Annotated in this window: 16 protein-coding genes; 14 read left to right on the top strand and 2 right to left on the bottom strand. The window is 63.7% G+C overall.

The window, feature by feature from the left end; translation table 11 throughout:
* Positions 1 to 34 precede the first annotated feature (34 nt).
* From LFL96_RS20080 to LFL96_RS20065, 4 genes are all read left to right on the top strand, one after another.
* On the top strand, positions 35 to 1,213 hold the full coding sequence (locus LFL96_RS20080; protein WP_281002468.1) for a glycine betaine/L-proline ABC transporter ATP-binding protein: 1,179 nt from the start codon (positions 35 to 37) through the stop codon (positions 1,211 to 1,213).
* The gene (gene choW, locus LFL96_RS20075; RefSeq protein ID WP_281002467.1) at positions 1,206 to 2,108 is read left to right on the top strand and encodes a choline ABC transporter permease subunit; all 903 of its coding nucleotides are present in this window, start codon (positions 1,206 to 1,208) and stop codon (positions 2,106 to 2,108) included. The genes LFL96_RS20080 and choW overlap by 8 nt, the downstream gene beginning before the upstream one ends.
* Before the next feature lie 7 nt (positions 2,109 to 2,115).
* Complete coding sequence (locus LFL96_RS20070; RefSeq protein WP_281002466.1) at positions 2,116 to 3,123, top strand: GlxA family transcriptional regulator; 1,008 nt, start codon at positions 2,116 to 2,118, stop codon at positions 3,121 to 3,123.
* Positions 3,124 to 3,214: 91 nt separating this feature from the next.
* Positions 3,215 to 4,150 carry a choline ABC transporter substrate-binding protein gene (locus tag LFL96_RS20065; protein WP_281002465.1) on the top strand — a complete coding sequence of 312 codons (936 nt, stop codon included), beginning with the start codon at positions 3,215 to 3,217 and terminating at the stop codon, positions 4,148 to 4,150.
* A 58-nt stretch (positions 4,151 to 4,208) separates the two neighbouring features.
* Here the strand turns inward: LFL96_RS20065 and LFL96_RS20060 are convergent, their stop codons facing one another.
* A complete protein-coding gene (locus LFL96_RS20060) occupies positions 4,209 to 5,276 on the bottom strand; it encodes a GlxA family transcriptional regulator (protein WP_281002464.1) in 1,068 nt (355 codons plus the stop codon).
* A 305-nt stretch (positions 5,277 to 5,581) separates the two neighbouring features.
* A complete protein-coding gene (locus LFL96_RS20055) occupies positions 5,582 to 6,526 on the bottom strand; it encodes an IS110 family transposase (protein ID WP_280999422.1) in 945 nt (314 codons plus the stop codon).
* 783 nt (positions 6,527 to 7,309) lie between these two features.
* Between LFL96_RS20055 and LFL96_RS20050 the strand changes: the two genes are divergently transcribed.
* The 10 genes from LFL96_RS20050 (at position 7,310) to LFL96_RS20005 (ending at position 18,444) form a co-directional block, all read left to right on the top strand.
* A complete protein-coding gene (locus tag LFL96_RS20050; RefSeq protein ID WP_281002463.1) occupies positions 7,310 to 8,704 on the top strand; it encodes an L-serine ammonia-lyase in 1,395 nt (464 codons plus the stop codon).
* Between the two features lie 87 nt (positions 8,705 to 8,791).
* Positions 8,792 to 10,036 (top strand): sarcosine oxidase subunit beta family protein, encoded by a 1,245-nt coding sequence (locus LFL96_RS20045; RefSeq protein ID WP_281002462.1) that lies wholly within the window; start codon positions 8,792 to 8,794, stop codon positions 10,034 to 10,036.
* Positions 10,037 to 10,084: 48 nt separating this feature from the next.
* Positions 10,085 to 10,444, top strand: a complete 360-nt coding sequence (locus LFL96_RS20040) for a sarcosine oxidase subunit delta (protein ID WP_281002461.1) — start codon at positions 10,085 to 10,087, stop codon at positions 10,442 to 10,444.
* Positions 10,441 to 13,443 carry a sarcosine oxidase subunit alpha family protein gene (locus LFL96_RS20035; RefSeq protein WP_281002460.1) on the top strand — a complete coding sequence of 1,001 codons (3,003 nt, stop codon included), beginning with the start codon at positions 10,441 to 10,443 and terminating at the stop codon, positions 13,441 to 13,443. Before LFL96_RS20040 ends, LFL96_RS20035 begins: the two co-directional genes overlap by 4 nt.
* Entirely contained in the window at positions 13,433 to 14,089 is a 657-nt protein-coding gene (locus LFL96_RS20030) for a sarcosine oxidase subunit gamma (protein WP_281002459.1), read from the top strand. Before LFL96_RS20035 ends, LFL96_RS20030 begins: the two co-directional genes overlap by 11 nt.
* A gap of 123 nt (positions 14,090 to 14,212) precedes the next feature.
* On the top strand, positions 14,213 to 14,476 hold the full coding sequence (locus LFL96_RS20025) for a hypothetical protein (RefSeq protein ID WP_281002458.1): 264 nt from the start codon (positions 14,213 to 14,215) through the stop codon (positions 14,474 to 14,476).
* Between the two features lie 179 nt (positions 14,477 to 14,655).
* Positions 14,656 to 16,083 (top strand): MFS transporter, encoded by a 1,428-nt coding sequence (locus tag LFL96_RS20020; protein WP_281002457.1) that lies wholly within the window; start codon positions 14,656 to 14,658, stop codon positions 16,081 to 16,083.
* Positions 16,084 to 16,320: 237 nt separating this feature from the next.
* Positions 16,321 to 17,034 (top strand): hypothetical protein, encoded by a 714-nt coding sequence (locus LFL96_RS20015; RefSeq protein WP_281002456.1) that lies wholly within the window; start codon positions 16,321 to 16,323, stop codon positions 17,032 to 17,034.
* 296 nt (positions 17,035 to 17,330) lie between these two features.
* A complete protein-coding gene (locus LFL96_RS20010) occupies positions 17,331 to 17,891 on the top strand; it encodes a GNAT family N-acetyltransferase (protein WP_281002455.1) in 561 nt (186 codons plus the stop codon).
* Positions 17,892 to 18,108: 217 nt separating this feature from the next.
* Positions 18,109 to 18,444: a hypothetical protein gene (locus tag LFL96_RS20005; RefSeq protein ID WP_281002454.1), complete on the top strand. Its 336-nt coding sequence runs from the start codon at positions 18,109 to 18,111 to the stop codon at positions 18,442 to 18,444.
* Positions 18,445 to 18,463: the final 19 nt, after the last annotated feature.

Genomic DNA, 18,463 nt, shown 5'->3' with positions numbered 1-18,463 from the left:
GACGGACGTCCGCCACGCTAGGAGAGAGCATTCAATGAATTCCCCCAAGGTCGTCGTTGAAGGGTTGTGCAAGGTGTTCGGCACCAACCCGAAACAGGCACTCAACATGATGGCCGGCGGTGCGACGAAAGAGGACGTGTTCGCGCAGACCGGTCAGATCGTCGGTGTTCACAACGTGTCGTTCGAGGTCAAGGAAGGCGAGATCTTCGTGCTGATGGGCCTGTCCGGCTCCGGCAAGTCGACGCTGATCCGTCTGATCAACCGGCTCGTCGAACCGAGCGCGGGCAAGGTGCTGATCGACGGACGCGACGTGGCCGCCGTGCCGCGCGCGGAATTGACCGCGCTGCGCCGCAAGGACATGAGCATGGTGTTCCAGTCCTTCGCGTTGATGCCGCAGCGCACCGTGCTGTCCAATGCGGCCTTCGGCCTCGAAGTGGCGGGCATGGGCCGCAAGGAGCGCGAACGGCGCGCGATGACCGTGCTCGAACAGGTCGGCCTCGCGCCGTTCGCCGGGAAGTTGCCCGCGCAACTGTCGGGCGGCATGCAGCAGCGCGTGGGTCTGGCGCGTGCACTGGCGGTCAACCCGTCGCTGATGATCATGGACGAAGCGTTCTCCGCGCTCGATCCGCTCAAGCGCAAGGAAATGCAGAACGTGCTGCTCGATCTGCAACGCGAACAGCAACGCACGATCCTGTTCGTGTCGCACGACCTGGAAGAGGCGATGCGCATCGGCACGCGCATCGCGATCATGGAAGGCGGGCGCGTCGTGCAGGTCGGCACGCCGCAGCAGATCATCACCCATCCCGCCGACGACTACGTGCGGGCTTTCTTCGAAGGCATCGACACCAGCCGCTATCTGACGGCCGGCGATCTGATGCAGACCGACGCCGTGCCGCTGATGCAGCACTCGCAGGCGCTCGACGCGTCGAGCGTGGCCGCCACGCTGAACGGCAGCGCCGACTACGCGTTCGTGCTCGACGGCGAGCGCCGGTTCCGCGGCTTCGTGGGCCGCGATGCGACCGGCGGCGCGTCGCCGCAACTCAATCACATCGAATGCATCCGTCGCAGCACGCCGCTCGACGACGTCGTCGAACGCGTGGTGGCGAGCCGCGCGCCGCTGCCGGTGGTCGACGCGGACGGCTTTTACTGCGGATCGATCAACCAGTCGAACGTGCTGAACGTTCTCACGCGCCATCGAGGTTCCCATGTCTGAAGTCATTCCACTTGGCGCCTGGGTCGATCACGGCGTCCACTATCTGCTCGACCACGACGCGAAGACGTTCGACTCGATCGGCAAGGTGATCGAGAGTTTTGCCGCGCTGGTCGAGCACAGCCTTCAGGCCGTGCCGATGTGGGCGATGATGGCGTTCTTCGTCGGCATCGGTCTATGGCGGGTCGGCTGGCGCTTCGCGACCTTCACGCTGCTCGCGCTGCTGCTGATCTACGGCACCGGCTTCTGGGATCAGATGGTCATCACGCTGGGGCTGACGCTGTCGTCGACCTTGATCAGCCTCCTGCTCGGCGTGCCGCTCGGCATCTGGACCGCGAAGAGCCGCACCGTCGAAATGATCGTGCGTCCGGTGCTCGATCTGATGCAGACCATGCCGGCCTTCGTCTACCTGATTCCGGCCGCGATGCTGTTCGGCCTCGGCCGCGTGCCGGGGATTCTCTCCACCGTGATCTTCGCGATGCCGCCCGCGGTGCGTCTGACGTCGCTCGGCATCAAGCACGTGAACCGCGAGATCGTCGAAGCGGGGCAGGCATTCGGCTGCACGCCGTGGCAACTGCTGTACAAGGTGCAGTTTCCGAATGCGCTGCCGTCCATCATGACCGGCGTGAACCAGACCATCATGATGGCGCTGTCGATGGTGATCATCGCGTCGATGGTCGGCGCGGGCGGTCTCGGCAACGACGTGCTCGCCAGCATTCAGCGCCTCGATATCGGGCTCGGTTTCGAAAGCGGCCTCTCGGTGGTGATGCTCGCGATCATTCTCGACCGCATCACGGAAAGCTTCGGCCGGGCGCCGGGCATGGCGCGCGCGCCGCTGTTCGCCGGTCTGCGCGGTCTGATGAAAGTGCGCCGCGAGCCGGCGGCGCAACACGGCTGAGCCGCCCATGAAGCGCGACGCGATCGTACCGGTCGAGACGCCTGCCGAAGCCACCGGCGCGCCGCTGTCCGGGCTCGCGCACGTCGGCTTTCTGACGCTGCCGAATTTTTCGATGATCGCGTTCACCAGCGCGGTCGAGGTGCTGCGCATGGCCAACTACGTGGGTCGCGCGCAGCATTACCGGTGGTCGGTGATCACGCCGGACGGCGAACCGGCGCGCGCCAGCAACGGCATCACGGTGAAGCCCACCACGACGCTCGCCGAAGCGGGTCTGCCGGATGTGCTGTTCGTGTGTGCCGGCTGGCACGTGCGCGAGTACGTGAACGACACCGTGATCGCGCTGCTGCGCGAGGTGGCGGACCAGGGCATTCCGCTCGGCGGCATCTGCACCGGACCGTATGCGCTGCTGGCCGCCGGTCTGCTCGACGGCTACCGCGCGACCGTGCATTGGGAAGACATGTCGCCGTTGCACAAGAGCTATCCGCACGTGCGTTTCGCGGATGAACTGTTCGTGATCGACCGCGACCGCATGACCTGCACCGGCGGCACCGCGCCGCTCGATCTGATGCTGAATCTCGTCGGCCTGCGGCTCGGCCGCTCGGTGGCGGCGCAGGTGTCGGAGCAGTTCATCGTCGAGCGGATTCGCGGCTCGACCGACTATCAGCACATTCCCGTCGACGCGCGGGTCGGATTTTCGCGAGCCGAACTGATCGAAGTGGTGCGGCTGATGGAGGCGAACATCGAGGAGCCGTTGTCGCTCGACGAACTCGCGCGGCTCGTGCATCTGTCGCAACGCCATTTGCAGCGGATGTTCAAGATGTTCCTGAGCGTGTCGCCCACGCATTACTACCTGACGCTGCGCTTGCGGCGCGCGCGCGAGCTGCTGCGCAATACGGATGCGTCCATCGCGCGGGTCACGACCGTGTGCGGGTTTCATTCGCCGTGCCATTTCAGCAAGGCGTACCGCGCGCAGTTCGGCCATGCGCCGAGTGTCGAGCGGCGGCTGTCGGCCTAGGTTGTCGGTCTGGGTTGGCCGGCATGGCTTGTACTGCACAGAAATCCTTTCAATAAAACCAGTCGAGCATCAACTACTCTGAGGGAATGCCATGAAACGTGTGTGGGCTGCGTCGTTGTGCGCGCTATCTGTGACATCCGTGTTTGCCGCCGATCCCGCGACCTGTCGCGACGTGCGTTTCGCCGACGTCGGCTGGACCGACATCGCGGCGACCACCGGGCTGGCCTCGACGGTGCTCGAAGGGCTCGGCTACAAGCCGACCAAGACGATCGCGTCGGTGCCGATCACGTTTGCCGGCGTGAAGAGCAAACAGATCGACGTGTTCCTCGGCTACTGGTCGCCGACCATGGACCCGATCATCGATCCGTTCAGGAAAGCCAATCAACTGACCGTGCTGTCGACGCCGAATCTGACGGGCGCGAAATACACGCTGGCGGTGCCGGATTACGCGTATCAGGCAGGGATCAAGAACTTCACGGACATCGCGAAGAACTACGACAAGCTCGACGGCAAGATCTACGGGATCGAGCCGGGCAACGACGGCAATGCGTTGATCAAGAAGATGATCGACAGCAACCAGTTCGGGCTCGGCAAGTTCAAGCTGGTGGAGTCGAGCGAGGCGGGCATGCTGGTCGAGGTGAACCGCGCGATCCGCGAGAAGAAGCCGATCGTGTTTCTCGGCTGGGAGCCGCATCCGATGAACGTGCAGATGAAGATCGATTATCTGTCCGGCGGCGACGACGTGTTCGGTCCGAACTACGGCGAAGCGCGCGTGCTCACGGTGGTGCCGACCGACTACTCGGCGCGCTGCCCGAACGTCGCGAAGCTGGTGGCGAATCTGCACTTCACGACCGATATCGAGAATCACGTGATGCTGCCGATCATGAACAAGACCGACCCGAACAAGGCCGCGAAGGACTGGCTGAAGGCGAACCCGGCCGTGCTGGACAAGTGGCTCGCGGGTGTGAAGACGTTCGACGGCAAGGATGGTTTGCCGGCGGTGAAGGCGTACGTGGCGGGGCAGTAAGGGCGAAGCGGGCGCGTGCCGCGAGGCGCGCGCCTTGCGCCGATTCGTTCGACGCGAGTCAGATGGCTTGCGCGCGGCCCGGGAAGGTTTCGTCGAAACCGGCGCCGTCTTCCGTTTCCGCGGCGGTGCCGCGTTGTTCGCGGTACATCATCGGCGGCAGGCCGAATTGCTTGCGGAACTCGCGGCCCAGATGCGACGCATCGGAGAAGCCGCAACTCGATGCGATATCCGCGACGGTCTTGTCCGAACTGGTGAGCAGCCACGCGGCGGTGCGCAGGCGCACCTGCTTGGCGTAGGCTTGCGGCGCCTTGCCGGTTTGGGCCTTGAAGAGGCGTTCGAGCTGACGTGGCGACAGATCGAGTTTGCCGGCCAGTTCGTCGAGCGACAGCGAGCGGCCGACGTGCTGTTCCATCAGCAGGATCGCGCGTTTGACTTTCGGATGGGTGGCGGGCGCGAGGCCGGGGGGATGCGGCTGGGGCGCGTTGCCTTTCTGCATGTCGTCGACGAGCAGGATGCGCAGGGCTTTCTGCACGGTGGCGGTTTCGAAGTGACGCAGCAGGATGGCGGCGGCGACATCGATGGAGGCGCGGCCGCCGGAGCAGGTGATGCGGCGGCGGTCGATCACGAACAGGCGATCGGCGACGAGGGCTTCCTCGTTGACGTTGGGGAATCGTTCGATGAAATCCCAGTAGTGGAACCAGCTGACGCAGATGCGATGGCCGTCGAGGACGCCGGCGCGCATCAGGGAGAACACGCCGGTGCACATGCCGACGAGGGTGGCGTGGGTGGCGGCGGCGCGGCGGATGAAGGCGAGGGTGGCATCGTTGGCGGCGGGGCCGGAGTGGAGCAGGCCGCCGACGACGACGACGTAGTCGAAGGGCTCGGCGGAGTCGAAGGTTTCCCAGGGGGTGATCTGGATGCCGCAGCTCGCGCGGACGGGGGCGAGCGTTTCGCCGATGACGCTCCAGGAGCAGCGGACGGGTTTGCTGAAGTCGCCTTCGTCGGCTGATAGTCGCAGCAGGTCGACGAAACCCGAGAAGGCCGTTAGCGTGAAGTTCGGGAGGAGGATGATGCCGAAGCGGATACGGTGTTTTTGTTCCGGTTCGGGGGGGGTGAGGGGGTGCATTGCGGTTTGCTGTTTTGCTGATTGCTGATTGCTTTTGGTGGGCTTGCGCTGGGTCGTTAGGGAAGCATAGCAGTTGGGGTTTTTGTTTTGGCCTTTCCTTGTGTTCTTATCGGTCTATTAGCGTTGCCCCTGTGCGGGGCGGCACCTACTTCTCTTTGCCGCGGCAAAGAGAAGCAACCGTATTGGAAGTCAAGCGACGGGTATCGGGTGGGCGGCGGATCACATGTCGATCCGCCGGCGACGTACAGGCGAGCGCATGCCGCACGATCTCCGATCGCGCCTTCGGTAAGAACGCTTGAAGAAGTTCAGATGATCGACGGCCTCCAGTGCGTGTCATGCTGGACCATCGTATTGAGTGTGACGATGAGCTTGCGGATGCACGCCGTGATGGCGACCTTGAACGGCTTGCCCGCCTCGCGTAGCCGGTCATAGAAAGCGCGAATGGTCGGATTGAAGCGCAGCGCGGGCACGCAGGCCATGTAAAGAGCGCGCCGTACGACGGCTCGCCCGCCCTGAATGCGACGCCTGCCGATGTGTTTGCCGCTGTCGCTATTGAACGGAGCGACGCCGGTGAGCGCGGCGATCTCGCGGCGGTTCAGCGAACCCAGTTGCGGCATGAAGGCGATCAGCGTTGCGGCGGCGCCGGGACCGATACCGGGCACGGAGCGCAGCAGATCTTCCTTCTGACGCCACGCGGGAGACGAGCGCAGGAACGAGTCGATATCGTTGTCCGCGATCCTGATCTGCTGCTTGAGCCATTTGATGTGGTCATTCAGGCTTTCGCGGGCGGCGGCGTGGGCGCGCTCAAGACGGGCCTTCTCGGCCACGAGCATGTCCACGAGCTGGGCGCGGCGCAGCAGCAGGGCCTGCAACTGCTCGGTCTGCACATCGGTGAGCGGGCGCACCACGGGCTTGATGACCGCGGCGAAACGGGCGATGGCAAAGGCGTCGATGCGATCGGTCTTGGCCCGCATGCCGGTCGCGCGGGCGAAGTCGCGCACCTGCCGGGGATTCACGGCGACAGCGGGCAGACCCGCCTCGCAGAGGGCTCTGAGCACGGCGAGTTCGAGCTTGCCGGTGGCCTCCATCACGATCAGGGTGGGGTTCAACGCGATGAGACGTTGTACCAGTTGATCGATGGCGGTCTGCTCATTGTCGACACGAAAATGGTCGGTCGTGTCGTGAATGGCGATGTCGAGCGTTGTGCCGCTGACGTCGATGCCGATATAAACGGAAGAAACAGGATTCATCGTGGTACCCATACTTGCAGGAAAATACGAGCTCGAGGCTCCGTCAACTGTTCGGGTTATGAGGATGAAAAGGACAGTCGCTCAAGCTTCTCTGCGTGCTCGAAGCACTGAAGGCAGACGAGCTGACTGTCCCTGTGGCGACAACTGATCGGGTCGTCGTCACAGGAGGGAATATACAAGTAGGCAAGAGAAAGCCGCTTTGAACCGCCAGCTCATAAGTGGGGCTCTCGCACAGTATTGTTAGTGGTCCATCTGGAATCCGTGTTCTCGCGCATTTTGCGGTGATGGTACAGCAGTCATGCTTCCGGCGGCGCTACGCGCGCCCCCGGGTAAATCCAACGCCGCCCTTCGGTTCGGGGTGGACCGTGCCGGCGAGCGCGCGGCGCGAGACGGGATGAATGAGTCCTTTGTCACGAGCGGGGAGTGTGCGAGGGCACGGATTCCAGATGGGCCACTACCGTGGCTGTGCGAAGTGTCCGCTTATGAGCTGGCGGTGTGAAGCGGCTTTCTCTGCTTACTCTCTTTGCCGCGGCAAAGAGAGTAAGTGCCGCCCCGCACAGGGGCAACACTAATAGACCAAAAGCAAATCAAGGAAAGGCCAAAAAAAATCAGTCAAACCCCACAAACAAAACCCCCAAAAAAAGCCAGCGCAGCGCCCCAACCTTGACGCCCCCATCCCGCCAACATGGCGTTTTCATTCTATCGACCAAAACCGGTCTGCGATGCAATAGCCCCATAGCAACCAAACCCTCACCCAAGCGCCCCGCGCAAAAGAAAACCATCATGAACGTCAGCGTCTTCGACCTGTTCAAAATCGGCATCGGCCCATCCAGCTCCCACACCGTGGGCCCGATGATCGCCGCGTGCCGTTTCGCCTCGCATATCGAAGACGCCAACCTGCTAGCCTTCGTGCGCAAGGTCAGAGTCGAACTCTTCGGCTCCCTAGGCGCCACCGGCAAAGGCCACGGCACCGACAAAGCGATCCTGCTGGGCCTCGAAGGCAACCTCCCCGACCTGATCGACCCGGACCTCATCGAACCTCGCCTGAAGGCAATCCGGACCACCCGGCAACTGACCCTGCTCGGCAAACAAACGATCAAATTCGACGAACGCGAGCACCTCGGCTTCTTCCGCAAACTGATGCCAGGCGCCCCCGGCTCGGGCATCGTCCACCCGAACGGCATGCGCTTTCAGGCCTTCGACGACAACGATCAACTGCTCGTCGAAAAAGAGTACTACTCGATCGGCGGCGGCTTCGTCGTCAATCGCGAAGGCGATCGCATCAACGGTCAGCGCGCGGGCGCCGATGTCCCGCACCCGTTTCGCACCGGCGACGACCTCATGCGCGTGTGCCGCGAAACCGGTCTGTCGATCGCCGACATCACGCTGCGCAACGAATGCGTCGCGCGTCCCGAATCCGAAGTGCGTAGCGGCCTGCTCGCGATCTGGCGCACCATGGCCGCCTGCGTCGAACGCGGCTGCAAGGTGCGCGGCGAATTGCCCGGCCCCATGCACGTGAAACGCCGCGCCGCCGATCTCTGCGCGCAACTGCGCGCGCGCTCCGAGGAATCGCTGCGCGATCCGCTGTCCATGCTCGACTGGGTCAATCTGTATGCGATGGCCGTCAACGAGGAAAACGCCGCCGGCGGCCGCGTCGTCACCGCGCCGACCAACGGCGCGGCCGGCGTGATTCCCGCCGTGCTGCACTACTACGTGAAGTTCATGCACGCCTCCAGCGACGACGGCATCGTCGACTTCCTGCTCACGGCCGCCGCGATCGGCATCATCTACAAGGAAACCGCGTCGATCTCCGGCGCCGAAGTGGGCTGCCAGGGCGAAGTCGGCGTGGCCTGTTCGATGGCCGCCGCGGCGCTCGCGGCCGTCATGGGCGGCACGCCGACGCAAGTCGAGAACGCCGCCGAAATCGGCATGGAACACAACCTCGGCATGACCTGCGATCCGGTCGGCGGTCTCGTGCAGATTCCCTGCATCGAACGCAATGCAATGGGCGCGATCAAGGCGCTCAACGCCGCGCGCATGGCGATGAAGGGCGACGGCCAGCACTACGTGTCGCTCGATAACGTGATCAAGACCATGCGCGAAACCGGCGCGGACATGAAGACCAAATACAAGGAGACGTCGCGCGGCGGCTTGGCCGTGAACGTCATCGAATGTTGAAGCGCGTCGCGCGAGGCGCGCAGGCACGGCAGTAATGCAACGACAACACAGCAAAGACAGCAAAGACAGCACCCACAAGGATCAACGATGAGCCGCTATTCGATATTCAGCCTCCTGCGTAACGGGATGTCGTATCACGAGAACTGGGAGCGTCAGTGGAAAAGCCCGGAGCCCAAACGCGAATACGACGTGGTGATCGTCGGCGGCGGCGGTCACGGTCTCGCCACCGCGTACTACCTCGCGAAGGAGCACGGCGTGCGTAACGTCGCGGTGCTGGAGAAGGGTTGGATCGGCGGCGGCAACACCGCGCGCAACACGACGATCGTGCGCTCCAACTATCTGTGGGACGAATCCGCCGCGCTCTACGAAAAAGCGATGAAGCTGTGGGAAGGCCTCTCGCAGGACCTGAACTACAACGTGATGTTCAGCCAGCGCGGCGTGATGAATCTCGCGCACACGCTGCAGGACGTGCGCGACACCGAGCGCCGCGTCAACGCGAACCGCCTGAACGGCGTGGACGCCGAATTCCTCACGCCCGCGCAGATCAAGGAAATCGAACCGACCATCAATCTGAACAGCCGCTATCCGGTGCTGGGCGCATCGATCCAGCGGCGCGGCGGCGTCGCGCGTCACGATGCGGTCGCGTGGGGCTTCGCGCGCGGCGCGGATCAGGCGGGCGTCGACATCGTGCAGAACTGTCAGGTGACGGGCATCCGCCGCGACGGCAGTCAGGTGACGGGTGTGGATACCACCCGCGGTTTCATCAAGGCGAAGAAGGTCGCGATCGTCGCGGCGGGCAATACCTCGACGCTCGCCGACATGGCCGGCGTGCGTCTGCCGCTGGAAAGCCATCCGTTGCAGGCGCTGGTGTCCGAGCCGATCAAACCGGTGGTCAACACGGTGGTGATGTCGAACGCGGTGCACGCGTACATCAGTCAGTCCGACAAGGGCGACCTGGTGATCGGCGCGGGCGTCGATCAGTACACGGGCTTCGGTCAGCGCGGCAGCTTCCAGATCATCGAAGGCACGCTCGAAGCGATCGTCGAAATGTTCCCGGTGTTCTCGCGGGTGCGGATGAACCGGCAGTGGGGCGGCATCGTGGACGTGTCGCCGGACGCGTGCCCGATCATCAGCAAGACCGACGTGAAGGGCCTGTACTTCAACTGCGGTTGGGGCACCGGCGGCTTCAAGGCGACGCCGGGTTCGGGCTGGGCGTACGCGCACACCATCGCACGCGACGAACCGCATCCGCTGAACGCGCCGTTCTCGCTCGATCGCTTCTATACCGGTCACCTGATCGACGAACACGGCGCTGCCGCCGTCGCGCATTGAACGACTATTGAACGAACGCACCGCCACGAATTTGCTCTGGAGAAAGAGATGCTGCTGATCGAATGCCCCTGGTGCGGGCCACGCGCCGAAACCGAATTTTCCTGCGGCGGCGAGGCCGATATCGCCCGTCCGCTCGACACCGAAGCACTGACCGACAAGGAATGGGGCGACTACCTGTTCATGCGCAAGAATCCGCGCGGCGTGCATCGCGAACAATGGTTGCACACGCAAGGATGCCGGCGCTGGTTCAAGGCGCAGCGCGACACGGTGAGCTACGAGATTCAGGGCTACGAGACGTTCGAGCGTCCGCTGCTCGCGATGGATAGCAATGCAGGCAATGCGGGCAACGCAGGCAACGCAGGCAATGCAGGCAACGCAGGCCTGACCCAGCAAGGAAAGACGCAATGAGCCAGAAAGACCGACTCCCGAACGGCGGGCGCATCAACCGCGCGATGCCGCTGACGTTCACCTTCAACGGCCGTCAATACCAGGGTTATCAAGGCGACACGCTGGCCTCGGCGCTGCTCGCGAACGGCCAGCATTTCGTCGCACGGAGCTGGAAATATCACCGGCCGCGCGGCATCGTGACGGCGGGCGTGGAAGAGCCGAACGCGGTCGTGCAACTGGAAACCGGCGCGTACACGGTGCCCAATGCGCGCGCGACCGAGGTCGAGCTGTATCAGGGGCTGGTGGCCAGCAGCGTGAACGCGAAGCCGAGCATCGAGAAAGACCGCATGGCGGTCAACCAGAAGTTCGCGCGCTTCATTCCGGCCGGCTTCTACTACAAGACCTTCATGTGGCCGCGCAAATTCTGGCCGAAATACGAGGAAGTGATCCGCGATGCGGCCGGCCTCGGCAAGGCGCCGGAACATCACGACGCGGACCGCTACGACAAATGCTTCGCCCACTGCGACGTGCTGGTGGTCGGCGGCGGTCCCACCGGGCTGGCGGCCGCGCATGCGGCGGCGCTGTCCGGCGCGCGCGTGACGCTGGTCGACGATCAGCCGGAACTCGGCGGCTCGCTGCTGTCGTGCCGCGCGGAAATCGACGGCAAGCCGGCGCTGCAATGGGTACACCGGATCGAGGACGAACTGCGTCAGATGCCCGACGTGAAGATCCTGTCGCGCAGCACGGCGTTCGGCTATCAGGACCACAACCTCGTCACGGTCACGCAGCGCCTTACCGATCATCTGCCGGTGTCGCAACGCAAGGGCACGCGCGAACTGATGTGGAAGATCCGCGCGAAACGCGTGATTCTCGCGACCGGTGCGCACGAACGGCCCATCGTCTTCGGCAATAACGATCTGCCGGGCGTGATGCTGGCGTCGGCGGTGTCGACCTATCTGCATCGCTACGCGGTGCTGCCGGGCCGCAATGCGGTGGTGTTCACGAACAACGACGACGGCTACCAGTGCGCGCTCGACCTGAAGGCGGCCGGCGCGCAGGTCACCGTGGTCGATCCGCGCACGGCTGAATCGAAAGGCACGCTGCCGGCGCTCGCGCGCCGCTACGGCGTCAAGGTACTGAACGGCAGGGTGATTACCGCGGCGCACGGCAAGCTGCGGGTCGCCTCGGTCGAGCTCGCGGCGTACGCGAACGCGCAGGTCGGCGCGAAGCAGGGCGCACTGAGCTGCGATCTGCTGGCCATGTCCGGCGGCTGGAGCCCGGTGCTGCATCTGTTCGCGCAGTCGGGCGGCAAGGCCCACTGGCATGACGAGAAGGCCTGCTTCGTGCCGGGCAAGGCGATGCAGCCGGAGACCAGCGTCGGCGCGTGCGCGGGCGATTTCACGCTCGGCCAGGGCATCCGTTTCGCGATGGATGCGGGCAGCGAGGCCGCGCGCGCGGCGGGCTTCATCGTCACGCGGCCGAACCCGGTGCAGGTGGCGGAAGTCAGCGAGGCGAAGATGCAGCCGCTGTGGCTGGTCGGCGGGCGCGAATTGGCGACGCGCGGGCCGAAGCAGTTCATCGATTTCCAGAACGACGTGTCGGCCGCGGACATTTTCCTCGCCGCGCGCGAAGGGTTCGAATCCGTCGAACACGTGAAGCGTTATACCGCGATGGGCTTCGGCACCGATCAGGGCAAGCTCGGCAACATCAACGGCATGGCGATTCTCGCGCAGGCGCTCGGCAAGACGATTCCCGAAACCGGCACGACCACGTTCCGGCCGAATTACACGCCGGTCACGTTCGGCACGTTCGCGGGCCGCGAGCTGGGCGAGTTTCTCGATCCGGTGCGCAAGACCGCCGTGCACGAATGGCATGTGGAAAACGGCGCGGCGTTCGAGGACGTCGGCAACTGGAAGCGGCCGTGGTATTTCCCGAAGGCGGGTGAGGACCTGCACGCGGCAGTCGCGCGCGAATCGCTCGCGGTGCGCACGAGCGTGGGTATTCTGGACGCGTCGACGCTCGGCAAGATCGACATTCAGGGCCCCGACTCGGCGAAGCTGCTCAACTGGGTCTACACCAATCCGTGGAGCAAGCTGGAAGTGGGCAAGTGCCGCTACGGCCTGATGCTCGACGAGAACGGCATGATCTTCGACGACGGCGTCACCGTGCGCCTCGCCGATCAGCACTACATGATGACCACCACCACCGGCGGCGCGGCGCGCGTGCTGACGTGGCTCGAACGCTGGCTGCAGACCGAATGGCCGGACCTGCGCGTGCGGCTGGCGTCGGTCACGGATCACTGGGCCACCTTCGCCGTGGTCGGGCCGAATAGCCGCAAGGTGTTGCAGAAGGTTTGCCAGGACATCGACTTCGCGAACGCGGCGTTTCCGTTCATGAGCTATCGCGAGGGCACGGTGGCGGGCGCGGCGTCGCGGGTGATGCGCATCAGCTTCTCCGGCGAACTCGCGTATGAAGTGAACGTGCCGGCCAACGTCGGCCGCGCGGTGTGGGAAGCGTTGATGGCGGCCGGCGCCGAATTCGACATCACGCCGTACGGCACCGAAACCATGCACGTGTTGCGCGCGGAGAAGGGCTACATCATCGTCGGCCAGGACACGGACGGGTCGATGACGCCGCACGACGTCGGCATGGGCGGGCTGGTCGCGAAGTCGAAGGACTTTCTCGGCAAGCGCTCGCTCGCCCGGTCGGACACCGCGAAGGCCGGGCGCAAGCAACTCGTCGGACTGCTCGCGGACGATCCGTCGTTCGTGATTCCGGAGGGCTCGCAGATCGTCGCCGGGCCGTTCCAGGGCGATACCGCGCCGATGCTCGGCCACGTCACGTCGAGCTATTACAGCCCGATCCTGAAGCGCTCGATCGCGATGGCGGTGGTCAAGGGCGGCCTCGACAAGATCGGCGAGACGGTCACGATTCCGCTCGCGAGCGGCAAACAGATTGCGGCGAAGATCGCCAGCTCGGTCTTCTACGATAGCGAAGGAGCACGTCAACATGTGGAATGAAACGCGGGGAACGGGGACGGTCGTGGATCGTGCGGTCGGCAGGCAGACGGGCGTGTGGCAGGAATCGCCGCTGGTAGGCGCGGATGCGCTGCTGAAAAAACATCTGGCCACGGCGGGCGCGGCCTTCCGGTTGAGCGAGCGGCCGTTTCTGGAACTGGTGAACGTGCGCGGCGATACGCGCGACGCGGCCTTCGTCGCGGCGGTGGAGAGCGTGATCGGGTGCCGTCCGCCGGAGAAGGCCAACACGGTCGCGCGCGGCAACGGCTACGACATGCTGTGGCTCGGGCCGGACGAATGGCTGGTGCGTTCGGCGCTCGCGCACGATGCGAGCCGCACCGCGCCGTTGCAGGCGAAACTGGGCGCCGCCTTCGCGGGACTGTTCGCGGCGGCGGTGGATATCGGCAGCGGGTACACGGTGCTCGACATCAGCGGCACGCGCACGCGCGAGGTGCTGGCGCGCGGGTGTCCGCTCGATCTGCACCCGAAGCTGTTCGGCGAGGGGCAGTGCGCGCAAAGTCACTACTTCAAGGCGTCGATGACGCTCGTGCCGACCGGCGCGAACAGTTTCGACCTGGTGGTGCGCCGCAGCTTCGCGGACTACTTCGTGAAGATCATGCTCGACGCGGCCGAGCCGCTGATGTCGTAACGCGTGCGGCATGCGGCGTGCGGCGGGCGTGGACGAACGTGAATGGACATGGCCGGACATGAACGGATGCACATGGATGAACTCGCGTGAACGCGCGGCCATGAAGCGGACGGACGGTTCGTCATGAGTTCGACCCGCGTCGTCACCGCGCGCCTCACCGAGCGCGCATGCCATGAAGGCGATGCGCATGCCGCGCTCGCACTGCTCGATCAGAGCATCGTGCTGCGGCACCGGCGCATCGCGCTGATCCGCTATCTGCTGGCACAGCAACTTGGCGCGCCGCTGGAGGCGCGTCACCATCAATACGTCGAACGGATCGCCGCGCGGCTGAGCGCGGAGGCGCTCGCGCGCATTGCCGGCGCGGCGCGTGCGCGGCGGCGGGTGTGATGCCGGGCAACGCCATCTGAACGATAGTCCACGCGCTGCGTGGAACCACGCCACGCACGACGTCCCCGTTCCACCCCGATGACGGTTTCTTTCTATGTGGCCGATTTATGTCGGCGTCTACTGAAAAGACACTGATCGGAGTACTCACGCGGCTGCCGCCGCATCAACGAGGGGATGCTATGTCCATCGCTATCCAGTCGCGCGCGAGCGCTGCCGCCCGGCTCGAACGACTGCCGTTTTCCGGTTATCACCGGACCATCTTCATCATCATCGCCATCGCGTTCTTCTTCGATTCGGTCGATCTCGGCACGATGACCTTCGTGCTCGGCTCGATCAAATCGGAGTTTCATCTGTCGACCGCGACGGCGGGTCTGGTCGCGAGCGCGAGCTTCTTCGGCATGGTGATCGGCGCGGCGGTCGCGGGCCTGCTGGCCGACCGTTTCGGACGCCGCCCGGTATTCCAGTGGAGCATGGTGCTATGGGGCGTCGCCTCGTATCTCTGTTCGACCGCGCAGAGCGTCGACGCGCTGATTTTCTATCGCGTGCTGCTCGGCTTCGGCATGGGGATGGAGTTTCCGATCGCGCAGACCTTGCTGTCGGAGTTCGTGCCGGCGGCCTCGCGCGGGCGGCTGATCGCATTGATGGATGGATTCTGGCCGCTCGGTTTCATCACGGCGGGCGTGGTGTCGTATTTCGTCCTGCCGACGCTGGGCTGGCGCACCGAGTTCGCGTTGCTGGCGATTCCGGCGGTGTTCGTGCTGATCGTGCGGCGCGTGGTGCCGGAGTCGCCGCGCTGGCTCGAACATCGCGGGCGCATCGAGGAAGCGGATCGCGTGCTCGCCGAGGTCGAGGCGAAGGTGATGAAGGCGGCGGGTCTGCGCGAGTTGAGTGAGCTACCCGCGCCGGCGATGTTTGCCGAGCCGCCGGTGGAGCAGGGCATGGGCGCGTTCCGGGAAATCTGGAGCGGCATTTACCGGCGCCGCACGGTGATGGTCTGGACCTTGTGGTTTTTTGCGTTGCTCGGGTTTTACGGCTTGACCTCGTGGCTGGGCGCGTTGATGCAGCAGGCGGGTTTTGCCGTCACGAAATCGGTGCTGTATACGGTGCTGATTTCGCTCGGGGGGATTCCGGGCTTCATCTGCGCGGCCTGGCTCGTGGAACGGTGGGGGCGTAAGCCGACCTGCATCGCCTCGCTGCTGGGGAGCGCGGTGATGGCTTATCTATACGGGCAGACGGCGTTGCATGCGCAGACGCCGACCTTGCTGATCTGTGCCGGGCTCGCGATGCAGTTCTTTCTGTTCGCGATGTGGGCCGTGCTCTATACCTATACGCCTGAGCTTTACGGGACCGGCGCGCGAGCGACCGGGTCGGGATTTGCGTCGGCGATTGGGCGGGTGGGGTCGTTGATCGGGCCGTACGTGGTGGGCGTCGTGCTGCCGGTTTTTGGGCAAGGCGGCGTGTTTTCGCTAGGCGCGGCGTGTTTCGTGGTGGCGGGCGCCGCCGTATGGGTGCTCGGGGTCGAGACGCGCGGCGTGGTGCTGGAGGCATTGGTGGAGGCGGGCGACACGGGCAACGCGCGTGGCGTGCTGGGCGTGGCGCGCGAGTGAGCCGAGGCGGCGCGCATTCGAGCAAAAACGCTGTCGTGATACGAGACTTTTTCGGAATGCGCGCTGTCTTTTTATTGCGTAATTATCATGAGGAGAATCTCATTTTATATGGATTTTTTTATTGAATAAATATTATCGTTTGCGATTGCCGTGAGATTGGTGTTTGATGTTCCAATAGAGAACGAAATTGTGTTGGTTTCATATTCATGTTGCGGACCGGTATGAGGAGGCGTCGCCATGCCCTATTCCCTGTACATGCGCCCGGACAAGGCGGCAAAGCCCCTTTGCGATCAGTCGCGCGAGGCTGCGTCGACGATGGAGGCGACTGAGGCGACCGACTCCGACGACGAAGAACTCGTGTTCTTCGATTGCGAGGCGCCCGGTGGAACGAATTCCGACGAGCATCGCCAGGCCATTGCATTTAACAATGGCGTGCAGCGTCGCAATTCGATCGAGCAGGCGAATGGAATTCACGCCTTGCAGCCGATGAGTCATTCAATGCAGACGTCCGAAGCGCAATTGAAATCACTGAGAAATAATGGCGCTATTGACGCGACCGCATTGATGACACTGATTCATCCATCCACCGAACGCCCGTGGAAGCCGAACCTGGGCGAAGGGCGTCAACAGATACGGACGGGGCGCAATTTTTGTGTGGCGGCCTCGGGCGGCGGCAAGCCCTTCAATATCCGGATCCATACGCGTGACAACAAACAGGCAAAGGCCGATCCCACTTCGAACGCGTCGCTAGGTGCGGTTCTCCGGGTCGAGCAGAACAGGAAATGCATGTTGTCGAAAACGGTCGAGAGCACCAACAAGATGATCGATGGCAAGGACTGGATCGGGGCGGGCTCCAGAGACGGCACATTACAGAACTCCGCCCATATTCCCGTGATTCTGTTGCCGGTGGAAGCGCTTCCCAACGCGAGACCGGAAAACGAAGCGCAGTAAGCGGGCGAAAAAGCCCAATCAGCAATACTCACCATGCATTAATAACACGTTCGTTCACATTTCAGATTGTTACAAGCGCAAACGTTTAACTCAAACCAAACGAATCGGCAAAATTTCCCGCAACTCACTGATTAAGCAGCGCTCCCAATCAAACCTCAAACAGCGCCTCGCGAAAACCGTCCGCAATCCGGGAAATCCCTTCCCGCAATCTCCTGAATAATCGATTGCACGCTTATTAACAACCCGTTACGATCCGATCCCATACGCATCTCATAAATCCCTGCAAGAGCAAGCGCATGACAGCAATGCCGGATCTGGTCGCACCGATCGCGCAATCCGCGGTTTCCTTGCGCCCATCGACACCCGCCGACCGGGAGTTCCTGAAAAGCGTTTTCGTCAGCACGCGCGCCGAAGAATTTGCCGCCACCGGTTGGACGGCAGAGCAGATCGACGCGCTGCTCGCGCAGCAGTTCGATATGCAGGACGTCTATTACCGCCGCCATTATCCGGCCGGCCGCTTCGACGTCGTGATGGCCGGCGATACCCCCGCGGGCCGTCTGTATCACAACTGGCATCGGGAGCGGGGAGTCAACGTGATCGATATTTCCCTGCTGCCGGCGTTTCGCGGCGCGGGTATCGGCACGCGTTTGATGCACGCGGTGGTCGACAGGGCGGCGCAGGCCGGTTTGCCGATCACGCTGTATGTCGAAATGAACAATCCGGTGCAATCGCTTTATCGTCGGCTAGGCTTCGCGAAAAGCGGAGAAAATGGCATTTATGAATCGATGCGGCGTGAAGTCATGCCGTTCGATTTTCCCGGCGAATCATTGCCGGGCCTGCAGTCCAGTTTCGAGTAAATGTGTCAAAAATGCGGCGCGCATATAAAGCGCCTCGTATAACAACAATATTTTCAAGCCAGGTTTGACGCGCGCCGTTAACCCTTGCATCGAGCCACATCGAAACAAGGTACGGTGTTTCAAAACCCGTCCGTTAAATGCGCTATGCATCGCCACAAAAGGCGGTCGGCCATTTTCGGGCGAACGGCGCGCGACCAATTCACTGCCGGGGGGCGGGTTGTCTGCAATTCCTACACATGCCGAGCTGATCGAGTCGCTCGGCGGTCTCTTCACGCTGACGTCGCAGCAGGGCACGGCGGTTCAGGCGCGGTTGATCGACGCGCCCGCCGGCGTTGCGATGGACGACGACTACGTCTGCTACCAGGCTTTCTTCGAGCTGCCGCTGGGCGTGCAGCTTCCCCAGGATAACTACCGCATCGACGCGCCGGATGGCCGCGCGTGGGTGCTGCTCGCCACGCCGACACGTCCGCAGAAAAGCGGCGCCGCGACCCTGTGCATCGTGATCCACACCTTGAAACCGGCGCCCCAACAGCCGGTCGAGTCCCCGCAATGACGCCGGCCGTCGTGCTCGC

It is taken from the genome of Paraburkholderia sp. D15 (assembly GCF_029910215.1).
In the GTDB taxonomy this organism is placed as follows: domain Bacteria; phylum Pseudomonadota; class Gammaproteobacteria; order Burkholderiales; family Burkholderiaceae; genus Paraburkholderia.
Note: the sequence above shows the minus strand (reverse complement) of the source record. Positions and strands in the feature narration are given on the sequence as shown.

Bases quoted from the DNA above. Each gene is read 5' to 3' on its own strand.
- LFL96_RS20080 (WP_281002468.1), top strand. From the start codon at position 35: ATGAATTCCCCCAAGGTCGTCGTTGAAGGGTTGTGCAAGGTGTTCGGC.
- choW (WP_281002467.1), top strand. From the start codon at position 1,206: ATGTCTGAAGTCATTCCACTTGGCGCCTGGGTCGATCACGGCGTCCAC.
- LFL96_RS20070 (WP_281002466.1), top strand. From the start codon at position 2,116: ATGAAGCGCGACGCGATCGTACCGGTCGAGACGCCTGCCGAAGCCACC.
- LFL96_RS20065 (WP_281002465.1), top strand. From the start codon at position 3,215: ATGAAACGTGTGTGGGCTGCGTCGTTGTGCGCGCTATCTGTGACATCC.
- LFL96_RS20060 (WP_281002464.1), bottom strand. From the start codon at position 5,276: ATGCACCCCCTCACCCCCCCCGAACCGGAACAAAAACACCGTATCCGC.
- LFL96_RS20055 (WP_280999422.1), bottom strand. From the start codon at position 6,526: ATGAATCCTGTTTCTTCCGTTTATATCGGCATCGACGTCAGCGGCACA.
- LFL96_RS20050 (WP_281002463.1), top strand. From the start codon at position 7,310: ATGAACGTCAGCGTCTTCGACCTGTTCAAAATCGGCATCGGCCCATCC.
- LFL96_RS20045 (WP_281002462.1), top strand. From the start codon at position 8,792: ATGAGCCGCTATTCGATATTCAGCCTCCTGCGTAACGGGATGTCGTAT.
- LFL96_RS20040 (WP_281002461.1), top strand. From the start codon at position 10,085: ATGCTGCTGATCGAATGCCCCTGGTGCGGGCCACGCGCCGAAACCGAA.
- LFL96_RS20035 (WP_281002460.1), top strand. From the start codon at position 10,441: ATGAGCCAGAAAGACCGACTCCCGAACGGCGGGCGCATCAACCGCGCG.
- LFL96_RS20030 (WP_281002459.1), top strand. From the start codon at position 13,433: ATGTGGAATGAAACGCGGGGAACGGGGACGGTCGTGGATCGTGCGGTC.
- LFL96_RS20025 (WP_281002458.1), top strand. From the start codon at position 14,213: ATGAGTTCGACCCGCGTCGTCACCGCGCGCCTCACCGAGCGCGCATGC.
- LFL96_RS20020 (WP_281002457.1), top strand. From the start codon at position 14,656: ATGTCCATCGCTATCCAGTCGCGCGCGAGCGCTGCCGCCCGGCTCGAA.
- LFL96_RS20015 (WP_281002456.1), top strand. From the start codon at position 16,321: ATGCCCTATTCCCTGTACATGCGCCCGGACAAGGCGGCAAAGCCCCTT.
- LFL96_RS20010 (WP_281002455.1), top strand. From the start codon at position 17,331: ATGACAGCAATGCCGGATCTGGTCGCACCGATCGCGCAATCCGCGGTT.